Source organism: Saliphagus sp. GCM10025317 (genome assembly GCF_042663665.1).
Lineage (GTDB): Archaea > Halobacteriota > Halobacteria > Halobacteriales > Natrialbaceae > Natronosalvus.
Window position 1 is genome coordinate 1,490,775 of record NZ_JBHTAQ010000007.1, and the last position, 13,827, is coordinate 1,504,601.

General features: G+C 63.5%; 14 protein-coding genes, 3 rRNA genes and 2 pseudogenes. 9 read left to right on the forward strand and 10 right to left on the reverse strand.

The window, feature by feature from the left end; translation table 11 throughout:
• Nucleotides 1–4 precede the first annotated feature (4 nt).
• The 5 genes and pseudogenes from ACFQS4_RS21995 to ACFQS4_RS22015 all read left to right on the forward strand — a co-directional run bounded on the left by ACFQS4_RS21995 (nucleotide 5) and on the right by ACFQS4_RS22015 (nucleotide 3,179).
• On the forward strand, nucleotides 5–181 hold the full coding sequence (locus tag ACFQS4_RS21995) for a hypothetical protein (RefSeq protein ID WP_500191582.1): 177 nt from the start codon (nucleotides 5–7) through the stop codon (nucleotides 179–181).
• A complete protein-coding gene (gene pyrB, locus ACFQS4_RS22000; RefSeq protein ID WP_500196589.1) occupies nucleotides 182–1,108 on the forward strand; it encodes an aspartate carbamoyltransferase in 927 nt (308 codons plus the stop codon).
• Nucleotides 1,098–1,586, forward strand: a pseudogene (gene pyrI / locus ACFQS4_RS22005) (aspartate carbamoyltransferase regulatory subunit); the annotation flags it as partial. The gene pyrB and the pseudogene pyrI, both read left to right, overlap by 11 nt.
• A gap of 247 nt (nucleotides 1,587–1,833) precedes the next feature.
• A complete protein-coding gene (locus tag ACFQS4_RS22010) occupies nucleotides 1,834–2,661 on the forward strand; it encodes a hypothetical protein (protein ID WP_500191577.1) in 828 nt (275 codons plus the stop codon).
• 65 nt (nucleotides 2,662–2,726) lie between these two features.
• Nucleotides 2,727–3,179 (forward strand): universal stress protein, encoded by a 453-nt coding sequence (locus ACFQS4_RS22015; protein WP_500191573.1) that lies wholly within the window; start codon nucleotides 2,727–2,729, stop codon nucleotides 3,177–3,179.
• A gap of 21 nt (nucleotides 3,180–3,200) precedes the next feature.
• Here the strand turns inward: ACFQS4_RS22015 and ACFQS4_RS22020 are convergent, their stop codons facing one another.
• From ACFQS4_RS22020 to ACFQS4_RS22040, 5 genes are all read right to left on the reverse strand, one after another.
• Nucleotides 3,201–3,647 carry an RNA-binding protein gene (locus ACFQS4_RS22020; RefSeq protein ID WP_500191571.1) on the reverse strand — a complete coding sequence of 149 codons (447 nt, stop codon included), beginning with the start codon at nucleotides 3,645–3,647 and terminating at the stop codon, nucleotides 3,201–3,203.
• Between the two features lie 68 nt (nucleotides 3,648–3,715).
• Nucleotides 3,716–3,949 (reverse strand): DUF1918 domain-containing protein, encoded by a 234-nt coding sequence (locus ACFQS4_RS22025; RefSeq protein ID WP_500191568.1) that lies wholly within the window; start codon nucleotides 3,947–3,949, stop codon nucleotides 3,716–3,718.
• A gap of 84 nt (nucleotides 3,950–4,033) precedes the next feature.
• Nucleotides 4,034–4,315: a hypothetical protein gene (locus tag ACFQS4_RS22030; protein WP_500191566.1), complete on the reverse strand. Its 282-nt coding sequence runs from the start codon at nucleotides 4,313–4,315 to the stop codon at nucleotides 4,034–4,036.
• On the reverse strand, nucleotides 4,312–5,133 hold the full coding sequence (locus tag ACFQS4_RS22035) for a succinylglutamate desuccinylase/aspartoacylase family protein (RefSeq protein WP_500191564.1): 822 nt from the start codon (nucleotides 5,131–5,133) through the stop codon (nucleotides 4,312–4,314). The genes ACFQS4_RS22030 and ACFQS4_RS22035 overlap by 4 nt, the downstream gene beginning before the upstream one ends.
• 112 nt (nucleotides 5,134–5,245) lie before the next feature.
• Nucleotides 5,246–5,938, reverse strand: coding sequence for a type 1 glutamine amidotransferase domain-containing protein (locus ACFQS4_RS22040; protein WP_500196591.1), 693 nt, complete (start codon nucleotides 5,936–5,938; stop codon nucleotides 5,246–5,248).
• Nucleotides 5,939–6,186: 248 nt separating this feature from the next.
• Here ACFQS4_RS22040 and ACFQS4_RS22045 point away from each other — a divergent pair, with 248 nt between their 5' ends.
• The gene (locus tag ACFQS4_RS22045) at nucleotides 6,187–6,645 is read left to right on the forward strand and encodes an Hsp20/alpha crystallin family protein (protein WP_500191560.1); all 459 of its coding nucleotides are present in this window, start codon (nucleotides 6,187–6,189) and stop codon (nucleotides 6,643–6,645) included.
• 5 nt (nucleotides 6,646–6,650) lie between these two features.
• Here the strand turns inward: ACFQS4_RS22045 and ACFQS4_RS22050 are convergent, their stop codons facing one another.
• A complete protein-coding gene (locus ACFQS4_RS22050) occupies nucleotides 6,651–7,667 on the reverse strand; it encodes a DHH family phosphoesterase (protein WP_500191558.1) in 1,017 nt (338 codons plus the stop codon).
• A gap of 310 nt (nucleotides 7,668–7,977) precedes the next feature.
• On the opposite strand from ACFQS4_RS22050, the gene ACFQS4_RS22055 reads away from it, so the two are divergent.
• From ACFQS4_RS22055 to ACFQS4_RS22065, 3 genes and pseudogenes are all read left to right on the forward strand, one after another.
• Nucleotides 7,978–8,232, forward strand: a complete 255-nt coding sequence (locus tag ACFQS4_RS22055; RefSeq protein WP_500191554.1) for a hypothetical protein — start codon at nucleotides 7,978–7,980, stop codon at nucleotides 8,230–8,232.
• A gap of 50 nt (nucleotides 8,233–8,282) precedes the next feature.
• Nucleotides 8,283–9,578, forward strand: coding sequence for a histidinol dehydrogenase (hisD, locus tag ACFQS4_RS22060; RefSeq protein ID WP_500191552.1), 1,296 nt, complete (start codon nucleotides 8,283–8,285; stop codon nucleotides 9,576–9,578).
• A gap of 55 nt (nucleotides 9,579–9,633) precedes the next feature.
• Nucleotides 9,634–10,001 (forward strand): annotated as a pseudogene (locus ACFQS4_RS22065) (HesB/IscA family protein).
• A gap of 5 nt (nucleotides 10,002–10,006) precedes the next feature.
• Here the strand turns inward: ACFQS4_RS22065 and ACFQS4_RS22070 are convergent.
• The 4 genes from ACFQS4_RS22070 to ACFQS4_RS22085 form a co-directional block, all read right to left on the reverse strand.
• On the reverse strand, nucleotides 10,007–10,207 hold the full coding sequence (locus ACFQS4_RS22070; protein ID WP_254157105.1) for a dodecin: 201 nt from the start codon (nucleotides 10,205–10,207) through the stop codon (nucleotides 10,007–10,009).
• 243 nt (nucleotides 10,208–10,450) lie between these two features.
• Nucleotides 10,451–10,572: ribosomal RNA gene (gene rrf / locus ACFQS4_RS22075) — 5S ribosomal RNA — on the reverse strand.
• Nucleotides 10,573–10,641: 69 nt separating this feature from the next.
• Nucleotides 10,642–10,763, reverse strand: a 5S ribosomal RNA gene (gene rrf, locus ACFQS4_RS22080).
• 139 nt (nucleotides 10,764–10,902) lie between these two features.
• Nucleotides 10,903–13,815: ribosomal RNA gene (locus ACFQS4_RS22085) — 23S ribosomal RNA — on the reverse strand.
• Between the last annotated feature and the right edge of the window lie 12 nt (nucleotides 13,816–13,827).

A 13,827-nucleotide genomic window follows, 5' to 3' on the forward strand; every position in this document is an offset into this window, starting at 1 on the left:
TACGGTGGAAAGCGAACGAAGTCGGAGCCGAGGCCAGTACCGGAACGAACTGACGGCAAACGGGGTGGCGAACGAGGGTGAAGAAACGGACGCCGAACGGGGGCGGTGGATGGGGATAGACAAACGGACGGCGAACGGGGATGGGGAGATTCAAGAGGCCCGCGCGTGCCATCTCGAGTAGATGCGCCACGATCACCTCATCACGAGCAAACACCTCACGCGGGAGGACGTCGAGGCCGTCCTCGACCGGGCTGCCGAGATCGACGCCGATCCGGACGCCGTCGCCGGAAAACACGAGGGGACGATTCTCGGCCTGCTCTTTTTCGAACCGAGCACCCGGACGAAGATGAGCTTCGAGACGGCCATGAAACGCCTCGGCGGGGACGTCGTCGACATGGGATCCGTCGAGTCCTCGAGCGTCAAGAAAGGGGAGACGCTCGCCGACACCGTCCGCGTCATCGAGGGATACGCCGACGCCATCGTCGTTCGCCACCCGAGTCAGGGCTCCGCGAAGATGGCGAGCGAGTTCGTCGACGTCCCGCTGATCAACGCCGGTGACGGGGCGGGCCACCACCCGACCCAGACGCTGCTCGACCTCTACACGATCCGGGAGAACGCCGGTCTCGACGACCTCTCGATCGGGATCATGGGCGACCTGAAGTACGGACGGACGGTCCACTCGCTGGCCTACGCGCTGTCGAACTTCGACGCTCACCAGCACTTCGTCAGCCCGGAGAGCCTGCAGCTGCCGCGGGAAGTCGTCTACGACCTTCATCAGGAAGGGGCGTCCGTGCGCGAACACGAGAGCCTCGAGGAGGTCCTCGACTCCCTGGACGTCCTCTACGTGACCCGCATCCAGCGCGAGCGGTTCCCGGACGAAAACGAGTACCAGCGAATCGCCGGCGAGTACCAGATCGACCTCGAGACGCTCGAGGCCGCGAGCGACGACCTGACGGTGATGCACCCGCTCCCGCGGGTCGACGAGATTGCGCCCGAGATCGACGACACCGACCACGCGGCGTACTTCGAACAGGCGCACAACGGGGTGCCGGTTCGGATGGCGCTGCTCAATCGCCTTCTCGAAGGGGTGTGTCTCGATGAGCGATAATCACGATCACGACGACGACCCAGACCACGACCACGAACTCCGCGTCAGCAAGATCCGAAACGGCACCGTCATCGACCACGTGCGGGGTGGCCAGGCGCTGAACGTCCTCGCGATCCTCGGAATCGACGGCAGCCAGGACGAGGAGGTCTCCGTCGGGATCAACGTCCCCTCTGACCGACTCGCCCGCAAGGACATCGTGAAGGTCGAGGGCCGCGAGTTGAGCCAGGAGGAAGTCGACGTGCTCTCGCTGATCGCGCCCGACGCGACGATCAACATCGTGCGAGACTATGAGGTGGCGAGCAAACACCGCGTCGAACGACCCGAGGAGGTCGAGGGCGTGCTCACCTGCCCGAACGCAACCTGCATCACGACCGAGAACGAACCCGTCACCTCCCGCTTCGACGTCCTCGAGGACGGGGTTCGCTGTTCGTACTGCGAAACGATCGTTCGCGACGAAATCGCCGACCTGATCGACTCGCGCTGGGTGACGAACGAATTTCTCGTTCTATTTCCGAGACTATCCAGAATCTCTAAGTGTTAGGAGATTGACTCTCCACGCGTACATGTCGCGTACGATCAAATTCCTGTTCGTCCTGGTCGCCGTCGTCGTTCTCTGGAAAGTCGTCTTCAGCACGTCCGAGGTCGACGTCGAGTACGAGCCGATCGAGTAGAGAGGAACCGAGCGAATCAGAACCGCTTACCGTCTCGACGTCCTATCGCCGCCCATGTACGGCGTCGTGACGCGAAACCCCGACGAAGTCGTGTGGGACGACTTCGGCCGGGCGTTCTACGAAGTCAAAGACGTGACCGGTCGATCCGCCGAACCGCTCCCCGACGCAGTGAACATGGTCTCCTGTTTCGGTGACAACGCGGCGGCCGACGCCGACCCCTCGCTCGTCCCCGTCGACGACGAGGGCCGTCCCGCCACGCGAGAGCGGCCCTACTTCGACTGGGCCTACATATGCCCCTCGAGAACCGAGTACCGGGATGGACTCCTCGAGATCATCGACGACTGCGTCGCCGCGAACGAGGACGTTCGTCTCGACGACGTCGGCTTCCCGCGCCCGGAGTACTGTCGATGCGAGGTGTGCGAGCGACGTTTCGCCGAGAGCGAGTTCGAGGATCGATTCGCGTGGCGCGCGAACGTGATCACCGAGTTCGTCGAGGCGGCGGCCGATCGTATCCCCGGCCGCGTCTACCTGACGCTGTATCCCGACCCCTACCCGGGACACCTCTACGAGCGATCCGGGCTCGACCTCGCGGCCCTCGAGCCCCACGTCGACGAGTTCGTCGTCCCCCTCTACGACATGGGGTACACGACGACCTACTGGCTCGAGACGATCGCCAAAGGGTTCGAGAGCGCGCTCGAGACGCCGTTCAGTATCGAACTCTACGCGGTGAACGTCGACCTCGAGAACCTGTGTCAGGCGGCCGAGGTGGCCGGTCACTACGGGAATGACGTCATCTTCGGCTACGAGGCGGGCAACGCGCGGGCCGCGGTGCGGCGACTCCAGGCCGACCAGCGCGAGGGCGTCTCACACGGCGACCCCTGACGCGACTGCGGCAAACGCCGACACATACTATTTGACCGTGGGTCTCGAACACACGACTCACAGCGATGTACGAGCGAATCCTCCTCCCCACCGACGGCAGCGAGACGACGGGTCGCGCCCTCGAGCACGCGATTGACCTCGCGAACCAGTACGACGCCGCGTTACACGTCCTCTACGTGATCGACAAGGCCGTCTTCGCGGGCGACGTCGAAACCGGCCCCATCGTCGAGCAGTTCGAGACCGTCGGCGACTCGGTCCTCGAGGACGTCTCCGGCGAGGCTGCCCGGGCTGGCGTCGAGCCGGTTATCACCACGCTCGAGCGCGGCAGTCCTCACACGAAGATTCTCGAGTACGCCGAGAGTCAGGGGATCGATATGATCGTGATGGGGACGCACGGCCGGACCGGGCTAGATCGCTACCTGATCGGGAGCGTGGCCGAGAAGGTGGTTCGGCTCTCCGACGCGCCGGTGTTGACGGTTCGCCAGGCAGAAGACGTTTCGGGCGGAGGCGAACGATAACCGGTAACGAAGCGTTATCAGTCACTCCTCGCCAGCATCGGCCGCCAGTTCCTCGAGCACCGTCTCGGCGTTTTCGACGGCCTGTGGCTTCTTCGCCGGGTAGGCCTCGACTTTCGCGCGGAACGTGATCCCCTCGCCGAGTCGGACGTCCCCGCCGAAGGCGGCCTGCTTGTCAAGGCGGAGAAACAGTTCGCAGTTGTCGGTGACGCGGTCGTCGAGTTCCGCCAGCAGCCGGTCGAACGTCTCGAGGTCGGTCAACTGGGCGAGCACGTGGCGAACGTCGTCGGCGTTCTCGACGCGGGCTGAAAGCACGAGAATACGGTCCCCGTAGTGGCCCTCGCTCTCGACGCGTTCGATCTCGGCCTCCTCGGGGAGGAAGCGTCTCAGCGCCGCCTCGACGCGCTTGTCGTCTTCGGTGGCGTAGCAGAACGTTCGCAGGTCGACGTAGTGAAGCGGAATCTGTGGCATCGGCGTGTCCTCGAGTCGGGGTCGAACGGCGGTGGTGAGACGCGCTACTGGGGGCGAATCGAGACTGGTTACGCGTCGTCTTCTTCGTCTTCGTCCTCGACGACATCCTCGTCGGCGGCCTCGTCCTCGGCTGCTTCGAGGGCATCCTCCGGAACGCCGGCCTCCTGGCCGTCCTCGAAGCTGATCGTGTAGGTCGTGTCGCCGAACATCGACTCCATCGTCTGGGTGATGGTGCCAGTTTCGCCGTCGAACTCGCTGTGCTTGTCGTGTAAGACGACGCGGTCGTCTTCGTCGAAGCTCATACCGGCTTTTCCCCGTCGTCGGGTAAAAAGGGCGTGATTCCCGCCAGCCTCGGCGAATCCGTTCGAGCTGGGCAGACCGACGGATTACTGGGAGATCGCGGCTCGCGCCCACTCGTATACCGTTCCGACGACGACCGAAATCCCGTAGCACCCGGCGACGAAGGGGATCCAGTAGACCCAGAGCTCGAACTGTGGCGCGAGCCTGTGGCCGACCGCCGACCCGATCGCGTAGATGATGTAGCCGGGAAGCGCGAGCGGGGAGAACAGGGCCGTCTTGAGCCAGCCGAGGCCAAACGGAACGACCAGGAAGAGAAACGTGGCGACGGTCGCCGGGCCCGCCAGCACGCGTCGGAGAGTGAGGGTCATCGGGCCACCACTGCCTCCGTCTCGAGTAGGCCGTGTAGTGCGAGGACGCGGGCCGCCGCTGCCCGCGTGAACGCGTTTTTCGTAGATCGGTCGAGCATGAAGCGGGTCGTCTCGAAGAGGTAGGCGGTCGACCCCAGTTCGTGTGCTGCCTTCTTGAACAGGAGCGGACTCGGTTGAGTGCTCTCCATGGCCACGAACCGGTGAGCGGGCATGTACCAGGGAACGAGGTCATCGTTGAGAGACGTCGCGAGTTCGTCGCCGTGGGCGTCAGGCGTGTGGAAAACTGCCTGGCCGACGTATCGGTCGTGAAGGCCGAAGATGCCGAGCGATCGGTGTAGATCGAGGACGACGTCGGGGTCGTAGCGTTCGACGGCGTCCCAGATGCCGCGAGCGAGGTCAGTTATCGGTTCGCGGTCCAGTGGAAACATCCGGTTGAGGTCTCCGTCAGTGCCTTCTCGCTGCTCGTTCTCGACGGCGACGCGGTTCGTCTCGGGGACGACGACAAGCGTCCCCGCGTCGGGGTTCCAGTCGGTGATTTCGTGAGCGACGTCGATGCCGTTGTGCTCGTCGCCGTGGACCCCGCCGAACACCATCACCGTCGGGCCTTCTTCCGGCGCGTCGATCGCGTGCAGCGGCGTCTCGTGCTCAGTACCAGAGAGGAGGCGTTCCGTCTCTCGTTCGACCCTATCCGCCGCTGGCGGCGCTCGAGCCGCCGAAACGAACGCGTCGTCACGCGACGTCTGACTCGCGGCGGTCGCAACCGTGACCACCCCAGCGGCGAGCGCCCCACCGGCGCCCAGGACCGTCCGTCGTTTCATCGTTCAAACCGATAACGTGCTCCCTTAAGCGGGTTTCCATCGGCGAGATCAATGTCAAAATAGGTACGATTTGACGATTCTCGTCCCCTGGTACGAACGCTCGAGCGCGTTCTTACTGACCGTTCTGTTCGAGTTCTTCGAGCAACGTCTCGGCGGCTGCCCGGGAGGATTCCGGCCCACGGCCCGTGATCAGGTCGCCGTCGACGATCACGTCCGTGTCGGCCTCGGCGTCGGCGTCCCAGTCAGCGCCGGCGGTAGTGACCTCGTCTTCGACCCAGTAGGGAAGCTTGCGGCCGTCGGGGAGCAGGTCCCGGTCGTCGACGATGTCTTCCTCCCAGGCGTTGGGGAACCCGGTGACTCGCCTCCCGTTGGCGACGAACGCACCGTGGCTGTCGCGGGCGAACGCGAGGATGCCGACGGCGTGGCAAACGACCAGAGCCTTTCCCTCGCCCTCCAGAATCGTCCGCAGGGCGGCCCGGGCGTGGTGATCCTGGTTGACGTCCCACTCGGTGCCGTGGCCGCCCGGAAAGACGACCGCGTCGAAGTCCTCGGCGTGGACGTCCGCGATTGCCTCCGGATCGCTCAGCCGTTCGTCCGTCTCGTGGCGCTCCTGAACACGTTCGGCGGTCTCCTCACCGACCGTCTCGGGATCGATCGAGCGCTCGTCGATCTCCGGCGGCCCGCCAGAGGGCGTCGCAATCGTCACCTCGACGCCCGCGTCCTCGAGCGTCTCGAGCGGGTCGATACACTCCTCGCCCCAATAGCCGTACTCGCTCACGACGAATAGTGCGTTTGCGTCCGTCATCGAGTGAATGAACGGGTGCCACGGGGGAGTATCCTCCCCTGTCGTGTGCAGGGGGTGCCCTCGAGTGCTCCGCGTCCCGATGCCCCCGCACCCCGACGCCCAGCACCCGGTGCCCCGGCAGCCGGTCTCCCGACCCTCCTGCACCCCGACGCCCCAGCGCCTCGGCATCCCGGTGCACTCAACTTTTCTGACGGTCACTCCGACGTGCAGAGGACTTTTCGGTCCCGACAGCGTTACTCGAGACGACCATGTCACGACGTCCCAAACCACTCGACGACCTCGGTGCATTCTTCGAGCGACTCGGCCGCGAGTTCGGCGCCGCAACAAGTTCGTGGAACCCCGAGTTCACCCCCAGAGGCGGCCTCGGCTGGTCGCTCCACGATCGCGAACCCAACGTCGACGTCGCCGACTACGGCCACGCGTTCGTCGTCAGCGCCGACGTTCCCGGCTACGACGCGGACGACCTCGAGATCCAGGTGTCGGCCGAGAGCCTGCAGATACGGGGCACCCGGAGCCAGACGCGAGAGCGCGACGATGCGAACATTATCAGACACGAGCGACAAGCCAGTTCCTTCAACCGGCGGGTGGCGCTTCCCGACCCGATCGAGACCGCCGCCGTCGACGCGACGCTCAACAACGGCGTGTTGACGGTTACGCTCGCAAAACGCCAGCCAGCGGACGAACCCAGGCGGATCGACATCGACTGAGCAACTCACTCCCTGGAACCGTTCCCGGAATCCAGATTCAGCGCCTCGAAAAATCGTCGCCGAACCCGGGTGCCGACGAACGCCAGCACGCTCTCGTCGTCGCTGGCTTCGTCTGCGAACAGTCCAAGCCCAATTCGGCCGCCAGCCATGTCGTGGTGGCCGCCAACTGACCCGAACTCGCCGTAGGCATCCACGAGTACGTCGCCGATGTTGACCCGCGGATCGATCGACCGCCCGCTCAGTCGAACCGTCCCGTCGACGATGCCGTAGGTGAGCGTCGTGTCGACGCCCTCGATGTTGAGGAGGTAGTCCGCTGCCTGGGGAAGCGCATCCGTCTCGACCGTTCGACCGACGCTCGCGGTGACGGCCGATCCGCGGCGCTCGCGGGTGGTAATCGCCCGACCGATCGCGTCGATCGTCGCCGGCGAGAAGGCGCTGCCGTACAGCTGTTCGAGCGTCTCGAGGTCGGCCTCGGGATACACCGCCAGTGCAGCTTCGTACTCCCGCTGGGTCGGCTCGCGGACGAAATCCAGGCGTTCGCGGTGAAGCGCGAAGAGCAACGCGGACGCCAGTCGCGTCGTCAACGGGACCTCGAGTTCGTGGAGGTACTCGACGAATATCGTCGCCGTCGCCCCGTAGTCGGTTCTGACGTCGACGAACGTCGCGTCGGCGGATTCGCCGGGGTGGTGGTCGACGATCACGTCCGGTTCGAACCGCGCGTCGAGCGCCGTGTTCGCCGTCGGCATGGAGTGATCGACGAACGCCAGACAGTCGTATTCGCCGATCTCGAGATCCTCAAGCGGTTCCACGTCGATCTCGAGGCGGTTGACGAACGCCCGGTTTTGCTGGTGGGATATCTCGCCGCCGTAGGCGATGGCCGTCTCGGCGACGTCCTGGTCGGTCGCGATCGCCTCGAGTGCGAGCGCGCTCGCGAGCGTGTCCGGGTCGGGGTTGTCGTGACAGACGATCACGAGCGACGAACTGTCGGCGAGGACGTCCGCGAGGTCCGCTGCACGAGACATACCCGACGTAGGAGGGGGAAACGCTTCAACGTCGCTCCTGAATTCGATGTATCGTCGTCGAAACGAATACTGTCGGTCGCCGATCGACGTTTCTCCTCGAGCGGCGTGCTGTCGGTCGTCGTTTTCGAACCGTCTCGTACGGGAGGTAGTGCGATCGTCGTCGGCTATCGCTCTCTGAGCCCGCCGAAGCCGCCGAATCATCGACCCCATCGAACCCACGACCCCTTCGAAGCCGTTGGAGCCGTTGAATCCGTCGACACCGTCGACGACGTTCCGATACCACTTAGCGACGACGCCATGAACTTCGAGTATGGACCAGCACGACTTCGTTCGGCTCTCGCTGCTCGCCTTCGGACTCGTCGTCCTGAGCTTCGTCGTGCTCGGATTTGGTCGGATCGTCCTCCCGTTCCAAACGGCCCAGACGGTCGCCGCCCCCATCGGCCTCGTCGGGTTCGCGCTCGTCGTCTTCCTCTTCCTCCGGGCGACCGCCGCGGCGATCGGCCTCGCACCGATCGAGGAAGACGCGGACGGGGATGCGGATGCAGGTGGGAACGAGAGCGCGTAACCCCGGCCGCGAACGCAACCGTTTTTCACCGTTCGCCCGAATCCGAGCGTATGAGCGCGTTTTCCGTCACCGAAATCGCCGACCTCGGTCTCGAGACCCGGGCGGCCCTGTTCCAGCGCGACGCCGGAGTCGACGCCGCCAGGAACGACGCCCGCGAGATCGTCGAGCGTGTCCGCGAGGAAGGCGACGTCGCCGTCCGGGAGTACTGTCGCGAGTTCGACGGCGTCGACGTCGGCAATCTCGAGATCACCGACCAGTGCGAGCGTGCCGTCGAGGACCTCTCGGACGACATCCGCGACGCCATCGACACCGCCATCGAGAACGTCCGCGAGTTCCACGAGGCCCAGGTGCCGGAGGACTGGCGGCGCGAGTTCGACGACGGGCGCGAACTCGGTCGACGATTCCGGCCACTCGAGCGCGTCGGCGTCTACGTCCCCGGCGGTACAGCGGCGTACCCCTCGAGCGCGATTATGGGTGTCGTCCCCGCCGTCGTGGCGGGCGTCGAGCACGTCTCCGTGGTGACGCCACCAGCCGAGGAGATCAATCCGGTCACGCTCGCGGCGATCCACCTCGCCGGGGCCGACGCCGTCTACAGCGTCGGTGGCGCCCAGGCCATAGCTGCCCTCGCTTATGGAACCGAGAGCGTCACCTCGGTCCAGAAGGTCGTCGGCCCCGGCAACCGCTGGGTGACCGCCGCGAAAGCCGAGGTTCGCGACGAGGTGGAGATCGACTTTCTCGCGGGGCCGAGCGAGGTCGTCGTCGTCGCCGACGAGATCGCCGATCCCGACTACGTCGCCGCCGAACTCCTCGCCCAGGCCGAACACGACCCCAACGCCTCCGTCGTGGCCGTCACGGACGACGAAGCGACCGCCGAGGCCGTCGTCGACGCACTCGAGGATTCGCTCCCCGACCGCGAGCGCGAGGAGACGATCCGGGAGGCGCTCGAGAACGACGCCAGCGCCGTCTTGCTCGCCCGGTCGATGAGCGAGGCGATCCTCTTCACCGAGGAGTACGCCCCCGAACACCTCGCCATCGTCGCCGGCGACGACGAGTCCATCCTGGACCGCGTCGACAGCGCCGGGAGCGTCTTCCTCGGCCCGAACACCCCCGTCGCGGCGGGCGACTACGCCAGCGGCACCAACCACGTCCTCCCGACGAACGGCGGCGCGAAAGTCGCGGGCGGCCTCTCGGTGGAGCACTTCCTCCGGAGCACGACGGTGCAACGGCTCTCCGGCGACGGACTCGCGGAACTCGCGCCAACCATCACGACGCTCGCCGACGCGGAGGGCCTCGAGGCACACGCCGAGAGCGTCCGCGTCCGTCTCGACGACCGGGACGACGAGTGAGTTCCCCACCTCGGCGAGCGTCACAGTTAACACCGAGGCAGCCGTGGAGTGCACTATGAGCACGGAGAGCGCAGACGGTGGATCCGCCAACCCACGAATCGAGGTGACCGAGACCGCCGCCGAGCGCGCCCTCGAGTTACTCGAGGCCGAAGACTACGACACGACGGAGGCCGGACTCCGACTGTTCGTCCAGCAAGGCGGCTGCGCCGCCTCTCCTACGGGATGCGATTCGATGAAAAGCCGGAGGCCGACGACGCGATCTACAACCACCACGACCTGCGGGTCTTCGTCGACCCTGCGAGCCTCAAGTACATCGAGGGTAGCATCCTCGACTACGAGAGCGGCCTCCAGGCCGAGGGCTTCCACGTCGAAAACCCGAACGTCGTCAGCGAGTGTGGCTGCGGCGAGTCCTTCCGGACCTGATTACGCTACTCCTGTAGTTCGAACGCGACCGTCACTTCCGCCTGGTACTGTCGCTCCTCTACCGACGCGATTTCGACGCCCAGTTCGTCGACTTCGACCCAGTAGACGTTGTTCAGCGTCGACTCCGCCCGGTCGATGGCGTCGTCCGCTGCGGCGTCGAAGCTCTCCGTACTCGTTCCGATCAGCGTGATCTTCTTGAAGACCATTGCACGGCCCCCTACATCGGTCGTCGCCTTAAACGTACGCTGAGCACTGTTCGAGCACGGGCACCGCCGCTGGTACCCGCTTCTGGGCTCAAGGTGGGCCCTCGAGTTCGGTATTCGCCGCCAGCGCTTGCGTTCTCGACGTCCTGAAGTGTCCGAGTTGGTCGTCCAGGCGTCCGCTTGAGGTCGACCGTTCGGTGGTGGCTCGAGGGGTGCTGCGGCTCTTCAGTATGAAAACGATATGAATGGAAGCGGCGAGTCGGAGTTTCCAGCGGATCTCTCACGCCAGTACTGGCCGAAACGCGGGCGGGCTTATCTGCCGTGTTCGGGATGGGTACGGGAGGTACCCCGCCGCTGTGGCCGCTCTAATGCCGATCGGCGGAATCGAACCGCCGCGAGGACGCCAGTATCGGTGGATGCTGTATGTGGTATGAGTGGGTCGGCGGCGAGCCGGGGTTCCCAGCGGGTCTCCCACGCCAGTACTGGCCGAAACGCGGGCGGGCTTAACTGCCGTGTTCGGGATGGGTACGGGTGGTGCCCCGCCGCTCTGGCCGCCGTAATGCCGACTCGCGGAGTCGAACCGCGACAGTACCAGGGTCGGTTACGGTGTCTAAGGTTCTCTGGTCGGTTGTGACCGTGTTGTACGTGTAGTCCAATTAGCGCCTGGACCCGTTCTTACGGGTTGATCCATGCGAAATGAATGGTGGCTTGATCTGTTAGTGCTCGCGGGCTCAACACCTCGTTGCCTCGGTGCGTACACCCCGAGTCTATCGAACTCGTCTTCTACGAGTGATCTCGGTGGCATCTCTTTTTCGGGTGGGTTTCGAGCTTAGATGCGTTCAGCTCTTACCCCGTGGTGCGTCGCTGCCCGGCACGTGCCCTCTCGGACAGCCGGTACACGAGTGGCACCCATTCGGAGTTCCTCTCGTACTATACGAACGTTCCCGTCAGATACCGTAGCACCCCCAATAGATAGCAGCCGACCTGTCTCACGACGGTCTAAACCCAGCTCACGACCTCCTTTAATAGGCGAACAACCTCACCCTTGCCTGCTTCTGCACAGGCAGGATGGAGGGAACCGACATCGAGGTAGCAAGCCACCCGGTCGATATGTGCTCTTGCGGGTGACGACTCTGTTATCCCTAAGGTAGCTTTTCTGTCAGCAATTGCCCGCATTGGGCGGGCTAATTGGTTCGCTGACCACGCTTTCGCGTCAGCGTCCGTTGTTGTGCCGGACACTGTCAGGCTTCCGTATGCTCTTGCGCTCTTTCTCGGGTCTCCGACCCGAGTGAGGAAACCTTGGGGCGCGCTCGATATCTTTTCAAGCGCGTACCGCCCCAGTCAAACTGCCCGGCTACCAGTGTCCTCCGCCAGGAGTGAGAGTCGCAGTCACCATCGGGTAGTATTTCAGTGATGCCTCGGTGGCCCGCTGCGCGGGTACCTGTGTAACGGCTCCTACCTATGCTGCACAATGGCGACCACGTCTCAGTGACAGCCTGCAGTAAAGCTCTATAGGGTCTTCGCTTCCCCTTGGGGGTCTCCAGACTCCGCACTGGAATGTACAGTTCACCGGGCCCAACGTTGGGACAGTGGCGCTCTCATTGATCCATTCATGCAAGCCGCTACTAAAGCGGCAAGGTACTACGCTACCTTAAGAGGGTCATAGTTACCCCCGCCGTTAACAGGTCCTTCGTCCCCTTGTACGGGGTGTTCAGATACCTGCACTGGGCAGGATTCAGTGACCGTACGAGTCCTTACGGATTTGCGGTCACCTGTGTTGTTACTAGACAGTTGGAGCGCCCGAGTCACTGCGACCTGCCACTTTCCGTGGCAGGCATCCCTTATTGCGAACGTACGGGACTAACTTGCCGAATTCCCTAACGTCGGTTGCTCCCGACAGACCTTGGCTTTCGCCGCCACGAGTACCTGTGTCGGATCTCGGTACGGACAGTGTGCTTGCCTTTTCACGGGCTCTGGGTTGACCTCTCTTGCGTTATCCAGCCATTCGACCGCTTCGTGCCATTACGGCTTCCACGGTCTTGGACTGTTCACCCGGGCGAAAGCCCGGAGAGGCGGCCCCAAAGCGTCGGCTTTGAGTGCACACTGGCATAGGAATATTAACCTATTTCCCTTTTGTCAGCTTCGAATTGCGGGCTGACTTAGGACCGGCTAACCCTCAGCTGATTAGCATTGCTGAGGAACCCTTACTCGTTCGGCCGTCGGGGTTCTCACCCGACTAACGCTGCTACTATGACCAGAATTTTCGTTACTGCACGGTCCACACGAAATCTCTTCCGTGCTTCCACCCGAACAGTACGCCAACCTACGGAATCGTGCTGTGACGCACGTCGCTGGTCTCGGTGATGGACTTGAGCCCCGATCATTTTCGGCGCCGCAAACCTCGGCCGGTAAGCTGTTACGCTTTTCTTAGAGGGTAGCTGCTTCTAAGCTCACCTCCCGGCTGTCTAGGGCTTGCGACCACCTTCGATCGCACTTAGTCCATACTTGGGGACCTTAACCCAGCTCTGGGTTGTCTCCCTCACGGTACACAGGCTTACCCCGCGCACCGGACTCCCCGCGTCGACGGCGTTCGTAGGTTCGGAGTTGGACAGGGGGGCGAACTCCTCTCGGAGTCCGGTCCCCCAATCCGTCGCTCTACCCCACGAACTACCTCGGCGGAGGTCATGCTTCGACATGTTTCGGTTGGAACCAGCTGTTTCCGGATTCGATGGGCCTTTCACCCCTGGACATAGGTCACGCGAGGGTATTGTAGGACACCAACGCTGCGGGCCTCCACGTGGCTTTCGCCACGCTTCACCCTGCCCATGCCTAGATCATCCGGTTTCGGGTCGTGCCCGCCTGACTCCCCGCGCTTGAACACGGTGACCCTGGTCGTAAGACTGCGGTCATATCGGTTTCCCTCTGCCTTCCCCGATACTCGGGTTAGACTCGTCAGACAGGCACACTCTCTGGTTCGTTTTTCAAAACGTACGACGGAACACCGGCTTCCCTCTCGGCTTACTACAGGTTCGCACCTGGTTCATTGTGAGAGGGACCTTGTATGCCCCGTCGCTCTATCGCCAACTGAGTTCACGCCCTATTGCACCTCCCTTTTTGGGGTGCTTTTCAGCGTTCGCTCACGCTACTTGTTCGCTATCGGTCTCGAGGAGTGTTTAGTCTTCGCGGTCAATGCCCGCGGGATTCACGAGGGATTTCCAACCCCCGCTACTCTGGGCTGACTCCCATCGTACTGATCGACGGTACGGGACTGTCACCCTGTTTCGTACCCTATTCCAAGGGATTTCTCGTCGATGGTCGGATGTTGCAGGTCAGTCCGAACACCACATTGCCCGTGAGGGCTTCGGTTTGGACTGTGTCGGGTTCACTCGCCGTTACTAACGACATCGCGGTTTGCTTTCTTTTCCTGTCGATACTAAGATGTTTCAATTCTCGACGTTCCCCATTGCGCTAAGCAATTGCAAGAGGATTCCTATTCGGAGATCCCAAGTTCTTCCCCTCCGTGCGGGTCCCTTGGGCTTATCGCAGCTTGGCACGTCCGTCATCGGCTCTCGAGCCGAGCGATCCACCAGTTGGCACAGTAGCCACGTTCTTTCGGATCGGTG

Excerpts from the sequence above, each read along its gene's own strand:
- pyrB (WP_500196589.1), top strand. The coding sequence starts at position 182 with ATGCGCCACGATCACCTCATCACGAGCAAACACCTCACGCGGGAGGAC.
- ACFQS4_RS22010 (WP_500191577.1), top strand. The coding sequence starts at position 1,834 with ATGTACGGCGTCGTGACGCGAAACCCCGACGAAGTCGTGTGGGACGAC.
- ACFQS4_RS22015 (WP_500191573.1), top strand. The coding sequence starts at position 2,727 with ATGTACGAGCGAATCCTCCTCCCCACCGACGGCAGCGAGACGACGGGT.
- ACFQS4_RS22020 (WP_500191571.1), bottom strand. The coding sequence starts at position 3,647 with ATGCCACAGATTCCGCTTCACTACGTCGACCTGCGAACGTTCTGCTAC.
- ACFQS4_RS22025 (WP_500191568.1), bottom strand. The coding sequence starts at position 3,949 with ATGAGCTTCGACGAAGACGACCGCGTCGTCTTACACGACAAGCACAGC.
- ACFQS4_RS22030 (WP_500191566.1), bottom strand. The coding sequence starts at position 4,315 with ATGACCCTCACTCTCCGACGCGTGCTGGCGGGCCCGGCGACCGTCGCC.
- ACFQS4_RS22035 (WP_500191564.1), bottom strand. The coding sequence starts at position 5,133 with ATGAAACGACGGACGGTCCTGGGCGCCGGTGGGGCGCTCGCCGCTGGG.
- ACFQS4_RS22040 (WP_500196591.1), bottom strand. The coding sequence starts at position 5,938 with ATGACGGACGCAAACGCACTATTCGTCGTGAGCGAGTACGGCTATTGG.
- ACFQS4_RS22045 (WP_500191560.1), top strand. The coding sequence starts at position 6,187 with ATGTCACGACGTCCCAAACCACTCGACGACCTCGGTGCATTCTTCGAG.
- ACFQS4_RS22050 (WP_500191558.1), bottom strand. The coding sequence starts at position 7,667 with ATGTCTCGTGCAGCGGACCTCGCGGACGTCCTCGCCGACAGTTCGTCG.
- ACFQS4_RS22055 (WP_500191554.1), top strand. The coding sequence starts at position 7,978 with ATGGACCAGCACGACTTCGTTCGGCTCTCGCTGCTCGCCTTCGGACTC.
- hisD (WP_500191552.1), top strand. The coding sequence starts at position 8,283 with ATGAGCGCGTTTTCCGTCACCGAAATCGCCGACCTCGGTCTCGAGACC.
- ACFQS4_RS22070 (WP_254157105.1), bottom strand. The coding sequence starts at position 10,207 with ATGGTCTTCAAGAAGATCACGCTGATCGGAACGAGTACGGAGAGCTTC.